Genomic DNA, 21,098 nt, shown 5'->3' with positions numbered 1-21,098 from the left:
TGAATAAAATTGTTTCGCCTTGAAGGGATTCGAACCCGTGGCCTGCTGACGTAGCTGCCTAATTATGGAATGAGGATGAGTGTGAGGAAGCGATTTTCGCGCACAGCCGCATTTTGACGATCAGTTGCCAAAGGAGGTAGTCCTCCACCTGGTATTCAGGTTCAGAAACCGATTGGCGATATAGGCTATCTGCCTAATGCTCAAGTTCGTTAGTGATGTCGACGCAGAAATCGACAAATGCGCGCACCTTTGCTGGTGGATGCTTGCGCGCTGGATGGAAAGCGAAAAGCGGGAAGCGCTCACCATGCCAGTCAGGAAAGAGATCAATCAGCGATCCTCTCGCCAACGCCTGCCTAATGCCCCAGCCGATCACCTGAGCAATACCGGTTCCCGCGAGGCATTCATCGAGCATCGTCTTCGGGTCGGTGAACGTCAGCGGTCCTGTCGTCGAAACATCGATGGTCTCGCTTCTCCGGATGAATTCCCATTCGAACGGCTTCCTGGTATAGGGGTCAAGAAACTGCAGGCATCGATGAGTGATAAGGTCCCGGGGATGCTCTGGATGGCCGTAGCGCTCCAGGTAGCCAGGCGAGGCCACAGTCAGGATCGGCGCTTCTATCAGTTTGCGCGCAATCAGAGTGGCAAAACGCGGCTGCCCGAACCGGATTGCAAGGTCGATCCCCTCGGCAACAAGATCGCCGACATGCTCTCTGGTTACGAACTCGATCGAAAGGTCCGGGTGACGTTCGCAAAAGGTACCAAGGCGGCCTGCAAGAACGAGTGGCAGAAAGAAGGGATCGATGTCCACTTTAAGCCGACCGCGTACCGCTGATGCCGAGCCGGAGGCGATCAGTGCGGCATCTTCAATCGCATTGAGGTGCGGCTTGACCTCTTCGTAAAACCGCCGGCCCTCGTCGGTTAACGTCACCGAGCGCGTCATTCGATCGAGCAGCCTTACCCCAAGGCGCCCTTCCAGGCGACTGATTGCCCGACTGACGCCGGAATCGGTGATGCCGATCAGTTCGGCAGCTCTCACGAAGCTGCCGCCCTCGACGACGGCGGCCAGTACGCTAACCCCCGACAGGATGCGCGTATCGAACGGCATATCATCACTCCTGATTATTTGTCAGGAAGTATCTGACATAAGCGCACTTCATTCAAGGATGCCTCGGGGCGATAACGGTCCTGCCAGATTAGAATCTTGAAAGGACCAAATCATGCGTAACCCTAAACACCGCACCCTCTTCAAAGGGGGCACCATCCTGACGATGGACAAGAAGGCTCCCCATTTTGGAATCGGCGATTTGCTTGTCGACGGCGACAGAATAGCAGCCATCGGAGCGAACATCGCCGTGGATGATGCGGCTGTCATAGACGCTTCGAACAGTATCGTCATGCCCGGTTTGGTCGACGCCCATCACCACATGTGGCTCGGCGTCATGCGCCGCATGATGCCCAATGTGGACGACCTGTTTGCCTATATTGATTTCATCGCGGAAGGGCTGGGCGCCCATCATCGTCCGCTCGATATGTATCTCAGCACCAGGCTCACGGCGCTTGCCTGCCTCGACGCTGGCATCACGACCGTCATCGACGCGTGCCATTCCTCGCGTAGCCCGGAGCACACCGACGCAGCCCTCGATGCCCTCAGGGACAGCGGCATCCGCGCCTTGCACATGGTGGGTGCTGCTATGGACAAGAAGGCCTCGTCTGCGCACTTGCCGGAGGATCTGAAACGGCTGGCAGGCAAGTGGAACCAAGGCGGCAGCCTTGTGCATGTCGGGCTATTCGGCCAACTCAATCTCGACTGGTGGAAAGTGGCCCATAGCCTCGACATGCGCATCCTGACCGAGTTCATCGGCGATTTGGCCAAGCTCGGACCGGAATTCGCGGAGAAGGGCGTGCTTGGTCCACACAACATCTTCAATCATTGCACACGAATCCCGCAAGAAACGTGGCGTCTGTTTGCTGACGCGGGCGTCAACGTCACCATCAATCCGCGCTCGGATGCGCTGTTCGGCTTCGATGACGATAGTTTTGCCTATCAACAAGCCATCGATCATGGACTAACCCCGGCCATCGGCATCGACCTCGACACTGCATTCGGCAGCGACATGTTCGGTGAGATGCACGCCCTCTTCACGCAGCAGCGATCGGCCATGCGCTATCGCAAGTTCCGCGGTGAAGACAATGTGCCGTCGCCGATCACTGTCGAACGCGTCCTTGAGGCGGCAACCGTCAACGGCGCCGGCGCCGCCGGGCTCGACGGTGTGGTCGGTTCACTGGCACCCGGAAAGCAAGCCGACATCATCATGGTGCGCGCCGACAGTGTCGCCGTCCTACCGGTCAACAATGTCGTCGGTACGGTGGTCCAGGCGGTGGAGCGGTCGGATATCGACACGGTCATGGTCGCAGGCGAGATCCGCAAACGAAGCGGAAAGCTTATCGGCACCGATCTCATCAAACTGGCGGCGGACGTCACTGCCTCGCGCGACTACCTGCTGGAAAAGAGCGGCCATCGCCTGGACCAGATCGGCGCATCCATCCCGACAAAAGTGGCTTGAGCCGAGCCGCCGCTTCAGGGCCGCGGCCTTCACCCACACATTATCCAGAATGGAGGCTGTCATGCCAGCATCTCTCTTCAACGGTGCGGCCGAACCCAAGGCTGACACCCATACCTTTCCCGCCCCGCCCCCGGCATTATCGGTGCGCTCTTCTGTGGCTATCTCGCAGTTGGGCTACCGCTTCCGGTTATCCACGACAAGATCGACTTCAACAGTCTCGTCGTTGGCGTGGTCATCGGCATTCAATTCCTGGCGACTGTACTTAGCCGCGGCTACGCGGGACACCTGACCGACCTCCACGGCGGCAAGCATTCGGCATTGCGGGGTGCTGCGATCAGCGCAACCGCGGGCGCGCTCTATCTGGCAGCCGCTATGCCTGTGCTTTCGGCTAATATCAGCCTTGCACTTATCTTTGTCGGCCGGCTGATCGCAGGTCTGGGGGAGAGCCTCTTTGTCACCGGCTGTGTCTCATGGTCAATTGCTTCAGTAGGGCCGCAGCGTGCAGGCATGTCGATGTCCTGGACCGGCATCGCAATGTTTGCGGCTCTGGCTATCGGCGCGCCGATCGGTATGGGGCTTTATCGGGCCTGGGGTCTGGAGACCGCGATGATGGCGTGCGTTCTGGCGCCAGCGGTCGCCGGTGTCATCGCCCTCCGCGAGCATCCTTATGCTACCCCTCCCGGCCCTCGCCTGCCCTTCCACAAGGTGATCAGTCAAATCTGGCGCGAAGGAGCCGGGCTGATGCTGCAGGGTGTGGGTCTCTCCGGGCTGACCGCTTTCGCATCACTCTATTTCGCTGCCCGCCACTGGGACAATGCGGGATTCGTGATGACTGCATTCGGTGTCGGCTTCATCTTCGTACGGGTTGTCTTCGGCTCACTGCCCGACAAGGTGAGTGGGTATCGCGTCGCACTCTGGTCTTTGGTGATCGAGGCAACCGGCCAATTGATCATATGGACAGCGTCAAGTGAGACAGCGGCGCTTGCCGGCGCGCTGATTACGGGTCTCGGTTGCGCCCTGATCTTTCCGGCTCTTGGTGTGGAAGCCTTGAAGCGGGTGCCTCCTGCTAACAGAGGCAGTGCCATGGGCGCTTTCGTGGCTTTTCTCGACATCGCCTATGGCGTCTCAGGCCCTGTCAGCGGTGCCATTGCAGCAGAATTTGGTTATGCATCTGTCTACTTGTTCGGCGCAACCTGCGCTGTCATTGGCGCTGTGCTCGTTCGCACCGCCCGCTTTTCGAAAGCCTAACCATCGTTCAATATTTCCGGCGAGAGAAATTCGCCGTTCACATAAAGGAGGCTGGTCATGTCCCGCATCTTTGTTACCGGTTCGTCCACCGGCCTTGGCCTCATGGCGGCTGGGCTTTTAGCCGAGCAAGGTCATCAAGTTGTGCTGCATGCCCGAAACACCGCACGTGCCGAAGATGCCCGCCGCGCCCTGCCCCAGGCTGAAACTGTCGTCATCGGCGATCTCGAGACTGTCGCGGGCGCAAAGGAAGTCGCGGCGAGCGTCAACGCGCTTGGCCGGTTCGACGCGGTCATCCACAACGCCGCTGTCGGATACCGGGAGGCCCACCATCTCACCACCGAGGGCCTGCCGCATGTCTTCGCCATCAATACGCTGTCAGCCTATATTTTTACTGCACTGATCGACCGCCCCAAGCGGCTCGTCTACCTGTCTTCCGGCATGCACCATCATGCAGACGCCAACCTCAACGACATTCTCTGGAAAAAGCGTCGGTGGAATGGATCTGAGGCCTACGCGGAAAGCAAGCTGCATGACGCGATGCTTGCCTTTGCTGTCGCGCGCCGCTGGAAGGACGTGTTCTCGAATGCGCTGGAGCCGGGGTGGGTGCCAACCAAGATGGGAGGCGCTGGCGCGCCCGACGACATGGCGCAGGCGCATCTGACCCAGGCTTGGTTGGCAGCCGGTGAGGACCCAAGAGCGGATGTCACGGGAGAATACTTCTATCATCTGAAGCGTCGAACCGCGAACCCGCAGGCTCATGATCCAGCGCTTCAAGACCGCCTCATCGCAATCTGCGAGGAGATCTCAGGCGTGACTCTGCCGAAATAATTCATCGTCGGTCTTTTAGATCTTCTAAAATCTATCGGAACTCGCATGCCGCGCCTCACTGCGGGAGGGACCACCGCATCTTCCTCGCTCCCAACTGCGCCGCCGAGATGAGCCGCATAATCGATATTCATGCCACCGGCGGTCTGGCCGGCGCGGCAGGATGGAAGTACGAGATCCGTATCGCGCCTATCCGCAAGGCCTCAGGCAGCGGCCCCGACGGAAAATGAAAGTTTGCCACGATGACGGCCGCAAACAGGCCGATAATCCCGCCCGATGCCCCGACGCCGAGCATGTTGTCTGGGTTGATCAGAAGCGATGCCGCCGAGCCGCCAATCGCGCTCACGCAAAATAGAACGGCAAACCGGCGCCAGCCGATCAGGCGCTCAAGCAGAATCCCGGCCCGCCATAAGGCGAGCATTTGATGCCCTGTTTCAGGGATGGCTGGATGGTGCCAGAGCTTACGGACCAGGCCCCAAAAAGGCAAGTCGGGTGAGGACCGTGTAGTGCGATTCCGACACCATCAAAGCAGTGAAGACAAGCACGAAGACCGGGGGAAGCAAGATGGCGTAGATCAATGCCAGCCGCTCCCAAGCCATATGCATGAAAATGGCAACGATCAAACCCGCTTTCAGGATCATGAACAAAAGGATCAGGAACCATCTGAGATAGCTCTGAATGCCGAGATAATCGACGAGATAGGAGAAGGTACTGAGGACGAAAAGCAGTCCCCAGACGACCATGTAAAGCTTTATTGGATGCTGCTGTCCGGAATGTGCTTGTCCCTGCGCCATGATGCCATCCTCACCACAGATAGAAGAATGCAAAGATGAATACCCAGACCAGATCGACGAAGTGCCAGTATAGTCCCATGATCTCGACGATCTCGTAATTGCCTTTGCGGCTGGTGAAGAACCCGCGCCTTTCTTGGTCGAAGTCTCCTCGCCACACCTTGCGTGCGATGATCAGAAGGAAAAGCACCCCGATCGAGACGTGGGTGCCGTGAAAGCCCGTGATCATGAAAAAGGATGAGCCGAACTGCGCCGCACCCCACGGGTTTCCCCAGGGCCGCACCCCTTCCGTGATCAGTTTGGTCCATTCGAATGCCTGCATTCCGACGAATGTCGTTCCGAAGGCCGCCGTCGCCAACATCAGCGCGGCGGTTTTGCGACGATCGTGGCGGTAACCGAAGTTGACGGCCATGGCCATCGTGCCGCTGCTGCTGATGAGGACGAACGTCATGATGGCGATCAGGATCAGTGGAATTTGCGTGCCTCCGATCGTCAGGGCGAAAACCTCGCTGGGATTAGGCCAGGGGACGATGGTCGACATGCGCGCCGTCATATAGGCCAGCAGAAAGCAGCCAAAGATGAAGGTGTCGCTCAGGAGGAAGATCCACATCATCGCCTTGCCCCAGGAGACGTTTTTGAACGCCCGCTGGTCCGACGACAGATCAGCCGCCCGCCGCGCAGTCCCATGGGCTGCAGAAGTGGATCGTTTGCCGGTCGTTCTATGGATTCGGTCATCATCGAAGCTCCTCAAGTGACCAATTGACGGCAGAGATCGACAAAACTATTTGCCCAGCCCGCGAAGAGCGCAAAAAGGATCAGCCAGACAACGAGCATGAAATGCCAATAGATGGCGCAGAGATCCACGCTCAGGCTGACTTTTGCCCGCACACGGCTGGTCCGGGCGCGGATTGTCGTCCGTCCGAGCACGAAAAGTCCGCCCAGAATGTGGAGGCCATGCAATCCTGTAATCATATAGAAGAAGCTGTTTGATGGGTTGTCCGCGAGCACATAGCCTGCCGACACCAGTTGCCGCCACGCCAGAACCTGTCCGCCGAGAAAGAGGACAGCCAACACGAACGCCACGGCAAGCGCCGTGTTCAGCACGTCGCCGCGGTCAAGACGGGCTTCGGTTTTTGCGCATTGCAGCGCGACGCTACTGGCGGCAAGGGTGGCGGTATTGACCCAAAGCACGCGCGGGATTGGAATACTCCACCAGTCGGAGCCGCTGAGACGGATAAGATAGGCGCTGACAAGGAGCGTGAACAAGGCGCCGACGACAGCAAGAAAGATGCCGAGACCGACTTTCGCCGCAGTCGCCGGTGATCCGCGCATCTCCGGCGCATCGCCCGCCGGCCCTGCTTCCAACCAGGGTTTCGAGGTCAACCGCTGCCCTGCCATCCACCAGATGATGATGCCGGCGATGCCGGCCATGAAGATGAGAATGGCGCTCATGACGACGCCCCTTCGGACAATCCGCCCGAAGCCGGCTGGTTCTGCGGCAGGAAGTCCTGACTTGCACCGGGGACACTGTAATCATACGGCCAGCGGTAGACGATCGGCAACTCCTTACCCCAATTGCCATGAACGGGCGGCGTTTGCGGTGTCTGCCATTCCAACGTCGTCGCGCGCCATGGATTGCCGCCCGCTTGCCTGCCCCAGCGAAGGCTCCAGGCGAGATTAAACAGGAACACAAGCTGCGCAGCCCCCACGATCAACGCAGCAACGGTGATGAACATGTTCAGCGTGTGCGCCGACGGCGGAATGAAAGCCGTTTCGCCAAGCTCGTAATAGCGGCGCGGAACGCCCATCAGGCCGAGATAGTGCATCGGGAAGAAGATTGCATAGGCGCCGAGAAAGGTTATCCAGAAGTGGATATGCCCCATCGTCACGTTAAGCATGCGCCCCGTGATTTTCGGATACCAATGGTGGATTGCACCGAAGATCACCAGGATCGGCGCTACCCCCATCACCATGTGGAAATGGGCAACGACGAACATGGTATCGGACAGCGGTACGTCGACGACGACATTGCCAAGAAAGAGACCTGTCAGCCCACCATTGATGAATGTGACGATGAAGGCGAGGGCAAACAGCATCGGCAATGTCAGATGGATATTGCCGCGCCAAAGCGTCAATACCCAGTTATAGACCTTGATGGCGGTCGGGATGGCGATAATCAACGTCGTGGTCGCGAAAAAGAACCCGAAGTTCGGGTTCATGCCGCTGACATACATATGATGTGCCCATACGGCAAAGCTTAGCGCTGCGATGATGACGATCGCCCAGACCATCATCCGGTAGCCGAAAATGTTCTTGCGCGCATGCGTGCTGATCAGGTCCGAGACGATACCGAAGGCCGGAAGCGCGACGATATAGACTTCGGGGTGACCGAAGAACCAGAATAGATGCTGGAAAAGGATAGGGCTGCCACCCCCTTGCTTCAACTGTTCGCCCATCTCGACGATAGCGGGCATGAAGAAACTCGTGCCGAGCAAGCGGTCAAACAGCATCATGACGGCGGCGACGAAGAGCGCAGGGAAGGCGAGCAGCGCCATGACGGTGGCGGTGAATATACCCCATACCGTCAAGGGCATTCGCATCAGCGTCATGCCACGGGCGCGACCCTGCAGCACCGTGACGACATAGTTGAGCCCACCCATCGTAAAGCCGATGATGAACAGGATCAACGATGACAACATCAAGATGATGCCCCAATCGCGCCCTCCTGGCGTCCCAGATAGAAGTGCCTGCGGCGGATATAGCGTCCAGCCGGCACCCGTTGGTCCGCCGGGCGCGAAAAAGCCGATGACCAGCACGATGACCGCGAGCAGATAAAGCCAGTAGCTCAGCATGTTCGCATAGGGGAATACCATGTCACGCGCACCGAGCATCAAGGGGATCAGATAGTTTCCGAAGCCGCCGAGGAACAGAGCCGTCAGCAGATAGATCACCATGATCATGCCGTGCATGGTGATGAACTGATAATAATGCTCTGAGTCGATGAAAGAAAAATAGCCAGGAAACCCGAGCTGCAGCCGCATCAACCAGGACAGCACCAGCGCCACCATGCCGATCGAGATGGCGGTTAGCCCGTACTGAATGGCGATGATCTTGGCATCCTGACTGAAGACGTATCTCGTCCACCAGCTTTTCGGGTGATAAAGCTCCACATCCTCGACTTCAGCGGGCCGGATGACCTGCTCGGTGCCGGATCCAATATCGACCATATCACATCCTCCCTATTCCCTCCGAAACAGCTTTTCCCTTCAAGCATGCGCGGCATTACTTGACCGCCGGCTTTTCCATCGACGCCAGCGATTGCGAGAAAGTCTGCTGTTGCTGCAGCCAGGCTTGATAGGCGACCTCGGTTTCGACGACGACCGTGCCGCGCATCTGCGGATGGCCGACGCCGCAAAGTTCCGAGCAGAGAACTTCAAATGTTCCAGTCCGTGTGGGCGTGAACCAGTAGTAGGTGACCGTGCCCGGGATCATGTCCATCTTGCCTCGGAACTGCGGCACGTAGAAATCGTGAATGACGTCGATCGAGCGCAGGAGCAATTTGACCGGCTTTCCGACGGGCAGGTGCAACTCGCCACCCTGGATGATGACATCGTCCATTCCCGCGGGATCGTTCTTGTCCAAACCGAGCGGGTTGTCCGCAGTAACGTTGCGCGTATCAGCTCGCCCGAGGTGGCCGTTCGCGCCCGGCAGCCGGAAACTCCATTGCCATTGCTGCCCGACGACTTCGACTGCGCTGGCATCGGCTGGGACCGTCACGAACTGTTTCCAAACGATCAGGCCCGGCGCGAGCATCGCAGCCACGCCAATTGCGGTTCCCCCGGCAAGCCACCATTCCAACCGCTTGTTTTCCGGTTGATATGCCGCTTGGTTTCCGGGGCGATGTCTGAAACGGAGGATGCAATAAGCAATAAACAACACCACCGCCGCGAAAACGAAGCCGGTGATCCAGAAGGTGATGACCATCGTATTGTCGATGTAGCTCCAGTTCGACGCTATCGGCGTCCACCACCAAGGGCTCAGCAGATGGAACGTGATCGATCCCACCACCAGCAGAACGAGAACCACGACGACAGCCATTGTCGCCTCCCTGACCCGGCCGCGAATATTTCAATAATCCCATCGCGAGACGTTTTAGTATTATCTCATGAAGAGGTCAGGCGGGCAATTGTGGCGACGACAGCGGTTAATCTTGGCAAACCATGTCGGGCCCAAAGACGCCGCGCGAACAGATCGGCTGTGTCAAATCGCGGAACCGAATTTCGCCGATCCAACCCGGCGACGCAGAAGACAACTCGTCCACACTTGGCATCTGGCTATTTGGAATATTGCTTCAGATAGGCGATCAGATTAGTAATCTCGGTATCGTCCTTAAGCCCGATGAAGGTCATTTTCGTGCCTTTGACCTTCACTTTGGGATCGTGCAAATAGTCGCGGAGCGATGTCTCGCTCCAAACGAGGCCGTCTTTACCTGCCTGCTGCATTGCCGGCGAATACGCGAAATTCGGATGTGTTCCGGCCGTTCTGCCGAACAGGCCATTCAGCGAAGGTCCGATCTTGTTCTGGTCCGTTTCAACTATATGGCAAATGGCGCATTTCTTGAAAACAATAGCTCCTGCCGTCGCATCGCCCTCCTGCGCGAGAGCGCCAAGCGGGGCGGCAATGGCAAGAAGCAGACAGATCGGAAGAAAACGCCAAGACATGGTAGTCCTCACTCTCTTCATCGCTATTCCAAACGACGCGACTCCCATCGGATAGGTCGTAATGGCTTGGAAGATGATCCGGGGGAAGTTTCCTTTGTGAATTCAAGACATGCGGTTCGGATAGGCGGTAATCAATTTCCGATACAGGTGCCAAGTTGAATGCCCGAGGATGGGCATGACGACCGCAAGGCCGACAAAAATCGGGATCGTGCCGACGACGAGCAGCGCCGCGACGATCAATCCCCAAAGCGCAACAGGTCCTGGATTGGCAAGCGTGGCGCGTATGCTCGCATTTATGGCTGCGGTTGCGCCGACATCCCGGTCGAGCAGCAGCGGAAAGGTCACCACAGTCGTCGCTAACGCAATTATTGCGAAAACGAAACCGGCCAAGTTTCCCCAAAATATAAGGGAGAGACCTCGAGACGTGGTCAACACATCTAGCAGGAAGCCGGAGACCGAGGTCAGACCGGCGTTGCCGAAGGTCAGGGTGTAGATGTGCTGCGCGACAAATAACCAAGCGATGAAAAGCGCGAACAGCATAAAGCCCACGGCAATGATCGATGGCAGTGCCGGAGAGCGGCCGACCTCCAGCGCGTGATACCATGAGCTATCCAGTCCCTGTTCACGGCGTCGACTGATTTCATAAAGGCCAAGGGCCGCAATCGGGCCAACCAGCGCAAAGCCGGACATCAAGGGATAAAGCAACGGCATCAGGTTAGCGCCGGAGCTCCACATGATCAGGAAAACGCCTGTGATCGGATATATAAGACAGAGAAAAACGTAATGTGAGGGCTTTTCTCTGAAATCATTAAACCCCAATCTCAGCGCATCGATAAGATCCCCGATCCTTATCTTCCGCACTTCCGGACGCGCAAATTCGCCGCTCGCACCGGCCATGACGTGAAATGCCACCATAACATCTCTCCTCCTGCACCACATACCGGCTGGCGCTGCAAAGACGTCCGGCGAATTTTATCTACAATCAAACCGCAACCGGCTAACGTAAGTTTATCAAATCTTATCGCTTTTGTCGCCTATTCTTTAAATTATGAAATTAGATACTATTCATTCATGATGCCAAATGATCGACGATTTTGAACTTCAGTACATGGAAGACAATATTCGCCTGCGGCTGTCAGATATCGCCCTTTGTCCGTCCGGTAATCGGCTCCTCCTATTCACCGACGTAACCGGGTAAGCAACCTGTTGAGCAAAGCAGGCGTCTCACCGCACGCCTTGGCCAACGCGCGGTGAGCCAGGTTAAATCCGCGAGATAGTCCCTTTGCGAAATACCTGGATCAGGCTGCAGCGCCGGTAACGGCCTTCCAATGTGCAATAGCCCTGAGGCGATGCAGATGGCTGGCGAGGGCTGAGTGTTTCGAGTGAGGCGGGCCGAAGAGATTTCGGACCGCCGAAAAGACGGACAGGAATCTTTGCAACTCGCCCGGCGACCGAAATCCCTGCATGACCGCTCTCGTTTTCGCAAAGGTAGATGCGAGTTCTCGGCGCGATCGTTCAGGCCCTTATGCGATCGATGCTCGACTGTCGGCATGACTTGGCGTCGTGCTGCACCATGGGAGCGCAGCTTGTCAGTGACCATGCGCTTTGGAGGGCATCCCTGCTTTTTCATCAACCGGACAAGAAGACGCTTGGCAGCCTTGGTGTTATGTCGGCTCTGGACGATCTCGTCGAGATCGTAGCCATCCTGATCGACGGCGCGCCACAGCCAGTGTTTTCTCCCGCCAATCGTCACGACGACTTCGTCGAGACACCACACATCGCTGGCGCTTGGCGATTTCCGCCGGAAACGGCCGGCATAGTCCGGGCTGAACTTTCTCGCCCAGCATCAAACCGTCTCATAAAAAACGACGATGCCGCGCTCCAGCAGCGTCTCTTCCACCAGCCGCAGGCTCAGCGGAAATCGCGCGTATAGCCAGACTGCATGGCCAATCACAGCGGGCGGAAAACGATGACGCTTATAACTGACACTGGCTTGGATCATGGCTGCCGATTATCAGCCAAGGGCTTCAGCTACCGTTAACCTCGCATCACCGATGAATATCTTGACGCCGGTGGGAACGATGCGAAGACCGAAGCCGGAAAGCTCGCTATCCCAAACGTGGTAGCGTTCATGATCGGGTCGAGCCGCGTCAACGATGCGCTTGGTCAAAAGCACGGCGCTGCGCTTGCCCATTTAGCGCCCTCCAAGACTTTGAACAGGATACCACCGTGGCCGAAAACCGCAGGATATTGGTAGCGGCCAATCGGCGAACGTATCAAGCTAACCAATTGATATAGTAGCGCTATTTAGTGGAATTTGATATAGTGGAGTTACCCGTCTTTATCCTCCGAGCGGATATAAACCTGCAGCGTATAGCCGATATGCTCGGTCATCAGAGCGCGTGCACGCTCGATATCGCGGTCGAGGGCGGCGTCCATCAGGGCCGTATGATGCTCGATCGCCATGGCGTCCTGCAGGGCGGCGGCAGCTTGTTCGTAGCCGATGGAGAGGCCGGCGGCCGCGCGCTGCGTCGGTGCCAGACCGAGAAAACGATGGTGGCGGCGAAGCTGATCCGCGATGGTGGACCGGAAGCGCTGAAGCCAGTTCGATGTCGCAGCACTGACAAGTGCTGCATGAAAGGCATTGTGCTTCTCGTCCCATTCGTCCGCCATTTCGTCGGAGGGCGACCCGAGCACGATCTTGCAGCGTGACAGGCGGTAATGCGCCGTCACAACAGCCGATTCCCAATCCGGCCCGCCCTTCTCGATCGATTCCATGAAAAGCGGCAGCTCCACGATCATACGTGCCCGCGTCAGATCCTCCAGTTCGGCGCGCGATACGGGGGCGACCGCAAAGCCGCGATTGCTGACGGCGGTAACCAGCTTTTCAGCTTCCAACCGCGACAGCGCCTCGCGCAGCGGCGTCCAGCCGACGCCGTAGGTGTCCCGAAGCATGCTCAACCTTAGCGAGGCACCCGGCCTTAACCTGGTATTGAGGATGTCGCGCCGCAACAGCCAGTAAGCCGCCTCCGTCTTGCTTAGGGCATCCGTGTCTTGCATGATCCTCGTCCCAGTCCCCTCAGGCTCGGATTATATATAAAATCATCTGCTGCCAAAATTATATATAAAACCTCTCTATCGTGAATATCATATATCGTAAATTGACAGTCTTGCGGCAGTCGCTATGATCCCTCGTCAAGAGAGCCGATGGAACACGGCTCCTTGTCTATCCGGGAGGAAAATATGCTGAGATCTACATCTAAATGGCTCTCCGGCCTCGTCGTTGCCGGCGCGTTCGTTGCCAGTGTTGCGACGGCATCGGCCGAACCGATCAAGATCGCAATCGCCAATTTCGGCGAACATCCGCAGCTCAATGCTTCGATCGCCGGCTTCAAGAAGGCACTCGCCGACAACGGCTTCGTCGAAGGCAAGGATGTCGTCTACTCCGAGAGCAATACGAGCTTCGACGCCTCGCTCGTTCCGCAGATGATCGCCAAGCTGCAGTCCGAACATCCGAAGCTGATATACACGGTCACCACGCCCGTGTCGCAGATCGCCAAGAAGGCGCTCGCCGGCTCCGGCATTCCGATCGTCTTTACTGCGGTCACCGATCCCGTCGCCGCCAAGCTCGTGCCGTCCTGGGATGCAGGCGACGTCGGCATCACCGGCTCAAGCGATCTGCAGGACATCTCCGCGATCCTGACCTTTACCAAGAAGCTGCTTCCGAATGCCAAGCGTATCGGCATTCCCTACAATCCGGGCGAAGCCAACGACGTGGCGCTGCTCGACAAGGTCAAGGCGGCCGCTCCGGCAGCCGGCTTCGAAGTGGTTCCCGTCGGCGTCGACAATGTCAATGACATCCAACAGCGCATCGCATCGCTCGCGGGCAAGGCGGATGTCATCTACACGCCCGCTTCCAACCTGTTGCAGCCGGCAATCCCCGCCGTTGCCGCCGCCGCCCGCCAGGCACAGATCCCGATCGTCAACTCCGACGACGCGGCTGTTCGCAACGGCGTCGTTCCGGCAAGCTTTGCCGTCAACTACGAGCAGGTTGGCGAAAACGCCGGCAAGATCGCCGCGCAAATCTTGAAGGGTGCCGATCCGAAGACGATCAAGCCCTCCGTCCCAGCTTATAAGGACCACGCGCCGCTGATAAACAAGAGCGTGTTGAAAGCCTTCGGTGCCGAGGTTCCGGCTTCGCTTGCCGATTGCAATTGCTTCACGAAGTAATAGGCGGCATCCTCTACTGCATAATTCCTTTCCATGGCGGCGTCAGGGATGCCGCCATTTCATAACCCTATACCGCAGGGGAGGCACGGATGCTGGATATCAAATCCGCGCGCAAGGTTTTCTATAAAGGCCAGCCCGACGAGAAGGTCGCGCTCAATGGCCTGACGCTCTCCCTCAAGACAGGCGAATTCGGCGTCGTGATCGGCTCGAACGGCGCCGGCAAGAGCAGCATGCTGAATGCGATTTCGGGCGCTCTCAGCCTCGATTCCGGTCAGATCCTCATCAACGGCAACGACGTCACCGGCATGCCGGTCCACAAGCGCGCCGCGCGGCTTGCGCGCGTGTTCCAGGACCCGATGAAGGGCACCGCCGCCAGCATGACGGTCGGCGAGAACATGCTTCTCGCGGAACTGCGCGGCAAGAGCAGAGGATTTCGTCCCGGCCTGAATGCCGCCCGCCTCGCCGCCTACAAGGAGCGCCTGGCCGTGCTTGGTCTCGGCCTCGAAAACCGGCTGGACACCAAGGTCGAGCTGCTTTCGGGCGGCCAGCGCCAATCGCTATCCCTCATCATGGCAGTCGGCGGTTCGCCCGACGTGCTTTTGCTGGATGAACATACGGCAGCACTCGATCCGCGCACCGCCGATATCGTCATGCAGGCAACGGTGCGCACGGTCGAGGCGCTCAAGCTGACGACATTGATGGTGACGCACAACATGCAGCACGCCGTCGATTTCGGCGACAGCATCATCATGCTCGATGCCGGCCGCGTCCATCTCGAAATTACCGGGGATGGCAAGCGACGCATCACAGTACCCGAGCTGATCGGCCACTTTGCCGTCAAGACCGACCGCATGCTGCTGGTGAGCTGAGATCATGATGGACTTCATTCAGACAACCGTTTCGAGCTTCGTCTCGCTCATCCCGGTCACACTAGCCCAGAGCTTCATCCTGAGCTTCGTCGTCCTCGGCATCATGATCCCGTTCCGGATGCTGAGCTTTCCGGATCTGACCAGTGAAGGCGCGTTTCCGCTCGGCGGCTGTGTCTGCGGTATTCTGCTTGCTGCGGGCGTCACACCGCCGCTGGCGATCGCCGTTGCTTTCGTCGTCGGCCTTGCCGCCGGCTGCTGCACGGCCTTCATTCACCTGCGCTTCCGCATTCATACGCTGCTCGCCGGCATCCTGATGTCGACGATGCTTTATAGCGTCAATCTCGGGATCATGGGCAAATCGAACCTCTCCGTCTTCGGCTCGCCGACTGTGTTCGACTGGGTACCTTTCACGACGCCGGGCTTTCCCGCAAGCAAGATCGTCATCGCCGGCCTGCTGGCCATTATCGTGTTGATCGCCCTCAATCTCTATTTCAAGACGGAAAAGGGCACAGCCATGCGTGCCGTTGGCTCCAATCCCGACATGGCCGAGGCGCAGGGCATCAATGTCTGGGCGGCCACCATCGGCGGCGTCGGCATCGCCAGCGCCTTTTCAGCCGCAAGCGGTGCACTGATGGTCCAGTCGCAGGGCTTTGCCGATGTCAACATGGGTATCGGCATCCTGATCAACGGTCTTGCCGCGCTCATGATCGGCGAAGCCTTTACCGGCAAGCAGACCGTGTTGCGTCAGCTACTGGCGCCGTTCGTCGGCTCCATCATCTACTATCAGCTGGTGTCGCTGTGCCTTGCCGCCGGCATGCCGCCGCCGAACCTGAAGCTCGCAACCGGCCTGTTCGTGCTGATCATGCTGGCGCTGCCGAGCATCCGCCGCAGCCGCGGCGGAGCTGCCGCCCGAGAAACCATTCGCGAATAGATTACGAGGCAACGACATCATGGATAGCCTTCCCGATCTCGCCGCCGTCGAGGCCATGGACGAGGCCGACCCGCTGCGCGTCTTCCGCAGCCGCTTTGCCCTGCCCGCCGGCGTCATCTATCTCGACGGCAATTCGCTCGGTGCAGCCTCGCACGAGGTCTTTGCCGAAGTGCGCCAGGCCGCCATGGAAGAATGGGGCAACGGCCTGATCCGTAGCTGGAACAGCGCCGGATGGTTTCATCTGCCGCTGGAGCTCGGCGACCGCGTCGGCCGGCTGATCGGCGCCGCCGAAGGCCAGACCGTGGTCACCGACTCCACCTCGATCAATATCTACAAAACGCTTCATGCGGCGCTCGCAATGCGACCAGGCCGCAACGTGATCGTGGCAGAGGGCGACAGTTTCCCGACCGATATCTACATGGCCGAAGGCGTCCTTTCGACGCGCCCCGGCATCACGCTCCGCCTTGAGGGCCGTGATGCCAGCACCATCGAGGAGCTGATCGACGACAGCGTCGCCGTCGTGCTCGTCAATCACGTCAACTACAAGAGCGGCGAGCTGCGCGACATGGTGGCGCTGACGAAGCGCATCCAGGCGGCGGGTGCGCTCGTCATCTGGGATCTGTGCCACAGCGCCGGCGCTCTGCCGGTCGATCTCGACGGTGCGAATGCCGATTTTGCCGTCGGCTGCACTTACAAATATCTGAATGGCGGCCCGGGGGCGCCGGCCTTCATCTATGCGGCGAAGCGTCATCACGCATCGATCGTTCAGCCGCTCAGCGGCTGGTGGAGCCACGCTCGCCCCTTTGCCTTCGAACAGAACTTCGACGGCGATGCCGGCATCAAGCGTTTCCTCTGCGGCACCCAGCCAATCCTGTCGCTTCGGGCTCTGAAAGGGGCGCTCTCCATCTGGGACGAGGTGGACATGGAAGTCTTGCGCCGGAAGAGCATAGCGCTGACCGATCTCTTCATCCGCTTGGTCGAAACCAAATGCGGCCAATATGGTGTCGAGCTCGAGACGACGCGCGACAGCGAAAAGCGCGGCAGTCAGGTGTCCTTCATCCATAGCAACGCCTATGAAGTCATGCAGGCGCTGATCGAGCGCGGCGTTATCGGCGACTTCCGCGCCCCGTCGACATTGCGCTTCGGCTTCACGCCGCTCTATGTCTCATATCGCGACGTATGGCGTGCTGTGACGGTGCTCGAGGAAATCCTGAGCAGCGGATCATGGAAGGACGCACGCTTTGCGGTGCGCGCGGCCGTAACCTGATCTATAGGCGTCGTTAGCTGGAGAGAGGAAGCTGAACATGAGCTATTTCCGGGTCACCGATTGGGACGCCGCCTATACCAACGGCGCTTATATCGTCGACGGCGATCAATGGCCGGCCGCCTGGGTCGAACCGGCTAAGTCTTTCCGCGACAGGCTAACAACCGCGGGACGCGCAAAACTCGATCTGGCCTATGGTCCTGCGGAGCGCAATCGCTTCGATCTCTTTCTGCCCGAAGGCCAGCCGCAGGGATTGGTGGTTTTCGTCCATGGCGGTTACTGGCTGCAACTGGACAAAAGCTACTGGTCGCACCTGGCGGCCGGCTCGATTGCCAGAGGATACGCGGTCGCGATCCCGTCTTACACGCTTTGCCCGGAAAATCGCATCGCCGGGATCGGCAAGGAGATTGCCGCCGCGATCACGAAAGCAGCCGAGCTCGTCGGTGGCCCTATCGTTTTGACTGGCCACTCGGCCGGCGGTCAGCTCGTTGCCCGCATGATGACGACGACATCGCCGCTCGGTGAGACAATCCGCAAACGCATTCGCCACATCCTTGCCATTTCCGGCCTTCACGACCTGCGGCCGATCATGAGGCGCAGCATGAACGAGCAGCTTCGCATCGATGATGCGGAGGCAAAGGCCGAAAGCCCGGCGCTTCTGGAGCCGGTCGAAACCGTCCGCCTCACCTGCTGGGTTGGAGGTGCCGAACGCGCCGAATTCGTCCGCCAGAATGCGCTGCTTGCCAATATCTGGACAGGACTTGGCGCTGCCGCTGAGGTGGTGGTGGAGCCCGACAAGCATCACTATTCAATTCTGGATGGCCTGATGGAGGCCGAACATCCGCTGACGCGGGCCTTGCTCGCCGAATAACGTCTTCGCAGCCGGACAAAAGAGGTGCCCTCGGCGCCACAAACACCGAGGGCATCATGTCGTCAGCCGTTGACCGGTGCATTCATCGCCCAGGCGACGCCGAAGGGATCACGGAGCTGGCCCCAGCGATCGCCCCAGAACATCACCTGCGGTTCGACGACCACTTCGGCGCCGGCATCGACGGCACGCTGCCACCAGAAATCGAGGTCATCGACGACGAGCTGCATCGTGAAGGACTGCGGCTTTTCCAGCGCATGGCCATATTCCGGAAAAGCGTCGCCGAGCATGACCGAACTGCCGTTGATATAGAGATGGATGTGCATGGTCCGGCCCTTTTCATCGACCGGATACATGAAGGCCTGTTCGGCACCGAAAGCGCGCTTGTAGAATTCGGCGGCCTTCACAGCGCCGTCGACAGTCAGATAGGCTACGACGCCGCCGCGAACCGGCACGCGTGGCTGCTGGGACTGCGTCTGATCTGCTGCATCGGTCATGTTCGTCTCCTTGGGAACGGTTCTAGGTGTCATGCCCTTTCGATGGGCTGTTCCAAGGACGTTGGCCGATCATCCTTCCCGACAACCGGCGCCGAATTTTTTCGATTATTCTCGCGCGCCCGTCCCAGACTTCCGCGACCATCCATACGCTGGCATTCAGGCGCGCATAAGCCGGGCGGGACGGGCTTCGTTTAAAATTCGCGCCAAGGCATCCTCGCGTGACATTGGTCGCCCGAGCAGGAAACCCTGCACTTCGTGATAGCCTTCGGCCCGCAATTTCGCCAATTGCGCCTCCGTCTCGATGCCTTCGGCCAAGGTCACCGCATTGAAGCCGGAGGCAATACCGACAACAGCCCGCACGATGGCAAGATTGCCGGGATCGGCATCCATGCCGGCGACGAAACTGCGGTCGAGCTTGATCTTGTCGAAAGAGAAGGAGCGCAGATAGCTGAGCGAGGAATAGCCCGTGCCGAAATCGTCGATCGCGATGCGAATGCCAAGCTCTTTGAGGGCACGCAGCAGCGACAGGCTTTGCTCGACCTCGGAAAGCAGGATGGATTCCGTGACCTCGATCTCCAGGCGTCCGGGGCAGAGACCTGTTTCGCTCAACGCCGAGACGACCGTGGCCAGCAGGCTCGCATGCCGGAACTGATAGACGGACAGGTTGATGGCCGCTTTCAGATGTTCCGGCCACTCCATGGCGGTCCGGCAAGCTTCCCGCAGCACCCAGTCTCCGATCGGAACGATCATCCCCGTTTCCTCGGCGACGGGGATGAATTCCGCCGGCGCGATGAGCCCCCGCTTGGGATGGCGCCAGCGGATCAGAGCTTCGAAGCCGGAAAGAGCGTCTCCGTCCAGCCGGATGATCGGCTGGTAATGGAGCTCGAATTCGTCGTTCTGCAACGCCTCACGAAGCTCCAGCGTGAGCTGATGGCGCCGTTCAGCTTCAAGCCGCATCTCCGTCTGGTAGAAGCGATAGGTTGAGCGGCCACTTGCCTTGGCGGCATAGAGCGCCAGATCTGCGTCCCGCATCAGCACATCAGCATCGTTGCCGTGCTCCGGCGCCATGGCAATACCGATGCTGCAGGTCACATGTTCCCGGACGCCATCGAGATCGAAGGGTGCCGAGAGCGATTGCAACAGCAGATCGGCGAAGCGCCGGGCTCGCCCGGCATCCGTCATCCGCAAAACCAGCGCGAACTCGTCGCCGCCCAGGCGCGCGACCAGATCGCTCCTCTCGGCAAGCTGCTGGAGGCGTTCGGCAACCTGGCGCAGGAGCATGTCACCGGCGGCATGGCCCTTGCTGTCGTTGATATGCTTGAAATGATCGACATCGATGTAGAGCAGCGCGATTGGCTTTTCCGGCCTCGCAGCCGCCACCTGCCGCACGATGCTCTCGGAAAAGAATGCTCTGTTCGGAAGGCCGGTCAGGGAATCATGCATGGCAAGATGCGCAAGCCGCGCCTCGACGCTGCGCTCCTCGGTCACATCCTGGGAAATGCCGAGAACATAGCGCGGCGCTTGCCCTGACGGGGCGGGAAGCGCCCGCTTCGCTGTCTTCAGAATACGCAACATGCCATCCACAGTGTGAATGGTTTCCTCGAAGTAGACGGTTTCGGCGGTTTCGAAGGCAAGCTTGTCCTGCTCCCGGAAAAGCGCCGTCTGTTCATCGGAGAATATCGCCCGATCCGACTTGCCGATCACATCTTGTGCTGCGTGCCCAGCGATAGCGCCGCACGCCTCATTGAAGAGAATATAACGGCCGTCCCGCTCCATATCCTTGACGAAGACGCCGACGGGGAGATTGTCGACGATGCTGTCGAGCAGCGACTGGGTGGCATCGACCTGCCGCCGTGCCGCATTAACCTCGGTACGGTCCTGCACGATCGCCAGGATTGCTATCTTGCCGTCGAAGCGGATCTCCCGCCCATAGGTAAGAACCTCGAATGTATCGCCATCCGCCTTCAGATGCGTCCAGCGCTGCGCCGTCTCGATGTCGGTGCGGTGGTGCACGGCATCCAGCATCCGCTCGCGCTCCATAGATGGCCTGATGTCGAGCACGGTCATGACCGCGAAATCCGCGTCGCCATAGCCATAGAGGTCGCGGGCCGCATCGTTGACGATCAGAAACTTCAACGTCTGCGGATCATAGACCCACATCGGCGACGGATGTGTCTTGAAAAGCGACCGAAAATCGTCGTTCGGGGCGTCGGGCCAAACGGAATTCATAAGAAGGTCGACCTTGCCAATTCGAGTTTGAAGATTAGCGAATTGGATATTGATAGACGAA

The 21,098-nt window shown here is 58.9% G+C and carries 21 protein-coding genes and 1 pseudogene; 8 read left to right on the top strand and 14 right to left on the bottom strand.

What is annotated here, in order from left to right:
- Window positions 1-193: 193 nt before the first annotated feature.
- Window positions 194-1,105, bottom strand: a complete 912-nt coding sequence (locus ACK83U_RS22615; protein ID WP_112608924.1) for a LysR family transcriptional regulator — start codon at window positions 1,103-1,105, stop codon at window positions 194-196.
- Between the two features lie 112 nt (window positions 1,106-1,217).
- Here ACK83U_RS22615 and ACK83U_RS22610 point away from each other — a divergent pair, with 112 nt between their 5' ends.
- The 3 genes from ACK83U_RS22610 to ACK83U_RS22600 all read left to right on the top strand — a co-directional run bounded on the left by ACK83U_RS22610 (window position 1,218) and on the right by ACK83U_RS22600 (window position 4,640).
- Window positions 1,218-2,564, top strand: coding sequence for an amidohydrolase family protein (locus tag ACK83U_RS22610; RefSeq protein WP_112608922.1), 1,347 nt, complete (start codon window positions 1,218-1,220; stop codon window positions 2,562-2,564).
- Between the two features lie 135 nt (window positions 2,565-2,699).
- Complete coding sequence (locus tag ACK83U_RS22605; RefSeq protein WP_112608920.1) at window positions 2,700-3,812, top strand: MFS transporter; 1,113 nt, start codon at window positions 2,700-2,702, stop codon at window positions 3,810-3,812.
- 57 nt (window positions 3,813-3,869) lie between these two features.
- Window positions 3,870-4,640 carry an SDR family NAD(P)-dependent oxidoreductase gene (locus ACK83U_RS22600; protein ID WP_112608918.1) on the top strand — a complete coding sequence of 257 codons (771 nt, stop codon included), beginning with the start codon at window positions 3,870-3,872 and terminating at the stop codon, window positions 4,638-4,640.
- Between the two features lie 127 nt (window positions 4,641-4,767).
- Here ACK83U_RS22600 and ACK83U_RS22595 read toward each other — a convergent pair whose 3' ends face one another.
- The 11 genes and pseudogenes from ACK83U_RS22595 to ACK83U_RS22545 all read right to left on the bottom strand — a co-directional run bounded on the left by ACK83U_RS22595 (window position 4,768) and on the right by ACK83U_RS22545 (window position 13,209).
- Complete coding sequence (locus tag ACK83U_RS22595) at window positions 4,768-5,058, bottom strand: rhomboid family intramembrane serine protease (protein ID WP_246699012.1); 291 nt, start codon at window positions 5,056-5,058, stop codon at window positions 4,768-4,770.
- 40 nt (window positions 5,059-5,098) lie between these two features.
- The gene (locus ACK83U_RS22590) at window positions 5,099-5,431 is read right to left on the bottom strand and encodes a cytochrome C oxidase subunit IV family protein (RefSeq protein ID WP_112339706.1); all 333 of its coding nucleotides are present in this window, start codon (window positions 5,429-5,431) and stop codon (window positions 5,099-5,101) included.
- A 10-nt stretch (window positions 5,432-5,441) separates the two neighbouring features.
- Window positions 5,442-6,155 (bottom strand): heme-copper oxidase subunit III family protein, encoded by a 714-nt coding sequence (locus ACK83U_RS22585; RefSeq protein WP_412475028.1) that lies wholly within the window; start codon window positions 6,153-6,155, stop codon window positions 5,442-5,444.
- 20 nt (window positions 6,156-6,175) lie between these two features.
- Window positions 6,176-6,880, bottom strand: coding sequence for a cytochrome c oxidase subunit 3 (locus ACK83U_RS22580; protein WP_112608916.1), 705 nt, complete (start codon window positions 6,878-6,880; stop codon window positions 6,176-6,178).
- Window positions 6,877-8,655 carry a cytochrome c oxidase subunit I gene (locus ACK83U_RS22575; protein WP_112608914.1) on the bottom strand — a complete coding sequence of 593 codons (1,779 nt, stop codon included), beginning with the start codon at window positions 8,653-8,655 and terminating at the stop codon, window positions 6,877-6,879. Before ACK83U_RS22575 ends, ACK83U_RS22580 begins: the two co-directional genes overlap by 4 nt.
- 55 nt (window positions 8,656-8,710) lie before the next feature.
- Complete coding sequence (locus ACK83U_RS22570) at window positions 8,711-9,526, bottom strand: cytochrome c oxidase subunit II (protein ID WP_112608912.1); 816 nt, start codon at window positions 9,524-9,526, stop codon at window positions 8,711-8,713.
- Between the two features lie 236 nt (window positions 9,527-9,762).
- Complete coding sequence (locus tag ACK83U_RS22565; RefSeq protein WP_112608910.1) at window positions 9,763-10,149, bottom strand: c-type cytochrome; 387 nt, start codon at window positions 10,147-10,149, stop codon at window positions 9,763-9,765.
- A gap of 102 nt (window positions 10,150-10,251) precedes the next feature.
- Entirely contained in the window at window positions 10,252-11,064 is an 813-nt protein-coding gene (locus ACK83U_RS22560) for a DUF2189 domain-containing protein (RefSeq protein WP_112608908.1), read from the bottom strand.
- A 383-nt stretch (window positions 11,065-11,447) separates the two neighbouring features.
- Window positions 11,448-12,151 (bottom strand): annotated as a pseudogene (locus ACK83U_RS22555) (IS6 family transposase).
- Window positions 12,152-12,163: 12 nt separating this feature from the next.
- The gene (locus ACK83U_RS22550) at window positions 12,164-12,343 is read right to left on the bottom strand and encodes a DUF4102 domain-containing protein (protein WP_184369865.1); all 180 of its coding nucleotides are present in this window, start codon (window positions 12,341-12,343) and stop codon (window positions 12,164-12,166) included.
- A gap of 137 nt (window positions 12,344-12,480) precedes the next feature.
- On the bottom strand, window positions 12,481-13,209 hold the full coding sequence (locus ACK83U_RS22545) for a GntR family transcriptional regulator (RefSeq protein ID WP_112608906.1): 729 nt from the start codon (window positions 13,207-13,209) through the stop codon (window positions 12,481-12,483).
- 183 nt (window positions 13,210-13,392) lie between these two features.
- On the opposite strand from ACK83U_RS22545, the gene ACK83U_RS22540 reads away from it, so the two are divergent.
- The 5 genes from ACK83U_RS22540 to ACK83U_RS22520 all read left to right on the top strand — a co-directional run bounded on the left by ACK83U_RS22540 (window position 13,393) and on the right by ACK83U_RS22520 (window position 18,314).
- Window positions 13,393-14,379 (top strand): ABC transporter substrate-binding protein, encoded by a 987-nt coding sequence (locus ACK83U_RS22540; protein WP_112608904.1) that lies wholly within the window; start codon window positions 13,393-13,395, stop codon window positions 14,377-14,379.
- Window positions 14,380-14,468: 89 nt separating this feature from the next.
- The gene (locus tag ACK83U_RS22535; protein WP_112608902.1) at window positions 14,469-15,248 is read left to right on the top strand and encodes an ABC transporter ATP-binding protein; all 780 of its coding nucleotides are present in this window, start codon (window positions 14,469-14,471) and stop codon (window positions 15,246-15,248) included.
- A 7-nt stretch (window positions 15,249-15,255) separates the two neighbouring features.
- Window positions 15,256-16,179: an ABC transporter permease gene (locus ACK83U_RS22530; protein ID WP_112608900.1), complete on the top strand. Its 924-nt coding sequence runs from the start codon at window positions 15,256-15,258 to the stop codon at window positions 16,177-16,179.
- Window positions 16,180-16,198: 19 nt separating this feature from the next.
- Window positions 16,199-17,446 (top strand): kynureninase, encoded by a 1,248-nt coding sequence (gene kynU, locus ACK83U_RS22525; RefSeq protein WP_112608898.1) that lies wholly within the window; start codon window positions 16,199-16,201, stop codon window positions 17,444-17,446.
- A gap of 37 nt (window positions 17,447-17,483) precedes the next feature.
- Window positions 17,484-18,314, top strand: a complete 831-nt coding sequence (locus ACK83U_RS22520) for an alpha/beta hydrolase (protein ID WP_112608896.1) — start codon at window positions 17,484-17,486, stop codon at window positions 18,312-18,314.
- Between the two features lie 62 nt (window positions 18,315-18,376).
- On the opposite strand, the gene ACK83U_RS22515 is transcribed toward ACK83U_RS22520, so the two are convergent.
- Together ACK83U_RS22515 and ACK83U_RS22510 are read right to left on the bottom strand one after the other, a co-directional pair.
- Window positions 18,377-18,808: a VOC family protein gene (locus tag ACK83U_RS22515; RefSeq protein WP_112608894.1), complete on the bottom strand. Its 432-nt coding sequence runs from the start codon at window positions 18,806-18,808 to the stop codon at window positions 18,377-18,379.
- Between the two features lie 156 nt (window positions 18,809-18,964).
- Window positions 18,965-21,037: a putative bifunctional diguanylate cyclase/phosphodiesterase gene (locus ACK83U_RS22510; protein ID WP_112608892.1), complete on the bottom strand. Its 2,073-nt coding sequence runs from the start codon at window positions 21,035-21,037 to the stop codon at window positions 18,965-18,967.
- Window positions 21,038-21,098: the final 61 nt, after the last annotated feature.

The sequence above is a fragment of the Rhizobium sp. WW22 genome (genome assembly GCF_047041135.1).
Lineage (GTDB): Bacteria > Pseudomonadota > Alphaproteobacteria > Rhizobiales > Rhizobiaceae > Rhizobium.
This window is presented reverse-complemented; position numbering and strand designations above follow the sequence as displayed.

Excerpts from the sequence above, each read along its gene's own strand:
- ACK83U_RS22565 (WP_112608910.1), bottom strand. The coding sequence starts at position 10,149 with ATGTCTTGGCGTTTTCTTCCGATCTGTCTGCTTCTTGCCATTGCCGCC.
- ACK83U_RS22615 (WP_112608924.1), bottom strand. The coding sequence starts at position 1,105 with ATGCCGTTCGATACGCGCATCCTGTCGGGGGTTAGCGTACTGGCCGCC.
- ACK83U_RS22560 (WP_112608908.1), bottom strand. The coding sequence starts at position 11,064 with ATGGTGGCATTTCACGTCATGGCCGGTGCGAGCGGCGAATTTGCGCGT.
- ACK83U_RS22515 (WP_112608894.1), bottom strand. The coding sequence starts at position 18,808 with ATGACCGATGCAGCAGATCAGACGCAGTCCCAGCAGCCACGCGTGCCG.
- ACK83U_RS22580 (WP_112608916.1), bottom strand. The coding sequence starts at position 6,880 with ATGAGCGCCATTCTCATCTTCATGGCCGGCATCGCCGGCATCATCATC.
- ACK83U_RS22540 (WP_112608904.1), top strand. The coding sequence starts at position 13,393 with ATGCTGAGATCTACATCTAAATGGCTCTCCGGCCTCGTCGTTGCCGGC.
- ACK83U_RS22575 (WP_112608914.1), bottom strand. The coding sequence starts at position 8,655 with ATGGTCGATATTGGATCCGGCACCGAGCAGGTCATCCGGCCCGCTGAA.
- ACK83U_RS22595 (WP_246699012.1), bottom strand. The coding sequence starts at position 5,058 with ATGCTCGCCTTATGGCGGGCCGGGATTCTGCTTGAGCGCCTGATCGGC.
- ACK83U_RS22600 (WP_112608918.1), top strand. The coding sequence starts at position 3,870 with ATGTCCCGCATCTTTGTTACCGGTTCGTCCACCGGCCTTGGCCTCATG.
- ACK83U_RS22610 (WP_112608922.1), top strand. The coding sequence starts at position 1,218 with ATGCGTAACCCTAAACACCGCACCCTCTTCAAAGGGGGCACCATCCTG.
- ACK83U_RS22550 (WP_184369865.1), bottom strand. The coding sequence starts at position 12,343 with ATGGGCAAGCGCAGCGCCGTGCTTTTGACCAAGCGCATCGTTGACGCG.
- ACK83U_RS22520 (WP_112608896.1), top strand. The coding sequence starts at position 17,484 with ATGAGCTATTTCCGGGTCACCGATTGGGACGCCGCCTATACCAACGGC.
- ACK83U_RS22570 (WP_112608912.1), bottom strand. The coding sequence starts at position 9,526 with ATGGCTGTCGTCGTGGTTCTCGTTCTGCTGGTGGTGGGATCGATCACG.
- ACK83U_RS22510 (WP_112608892.1), bottom strand. The coding sequence starts at position 21,037 with ATGAATTCCGTTTGGCCCGACGCCCCGAACGACGATTTTCGGTCGCTT.
- kynU (WP_112608898.1), top strand. The coding sequence starts at position 16,199 with ATGGATAGCCTTCCCGATCTCGCCGCCGTCGAGGCCATGGACGAGGCC.
- ACK83U_RS22530 (WP_112608900.1), top strand. The coding sequence starts at position 15,256 with ATGGACTTCATTCAGACAACCGTTTCGAGCTTCGTCTCGCTCATCCCG.
- ACK83U_RS22590 (WP_112339706.1), bottom strand. The coding sequence starts at position 5,431 with ATGGCGCAGGGACAAGCACATTCCGGACAGCAGCATCCAATAAAGCTT.
- ACK83U_RS22535 (WP_112608902.1), top strand. The coding sequence starts at position 14,469 with ATGCTGGATATCAAATCCGCGCGCAAGGTTTTCTATAAAGGCCAGCCC.
- ACK83U_RS22545 (WP_112608906.1), bottom strand. The coding sequence starts at position 13,209 with ATGCAAGACACGGATGCCCTAAGCAAGACGGAGGCGGCTTACTGGCTG.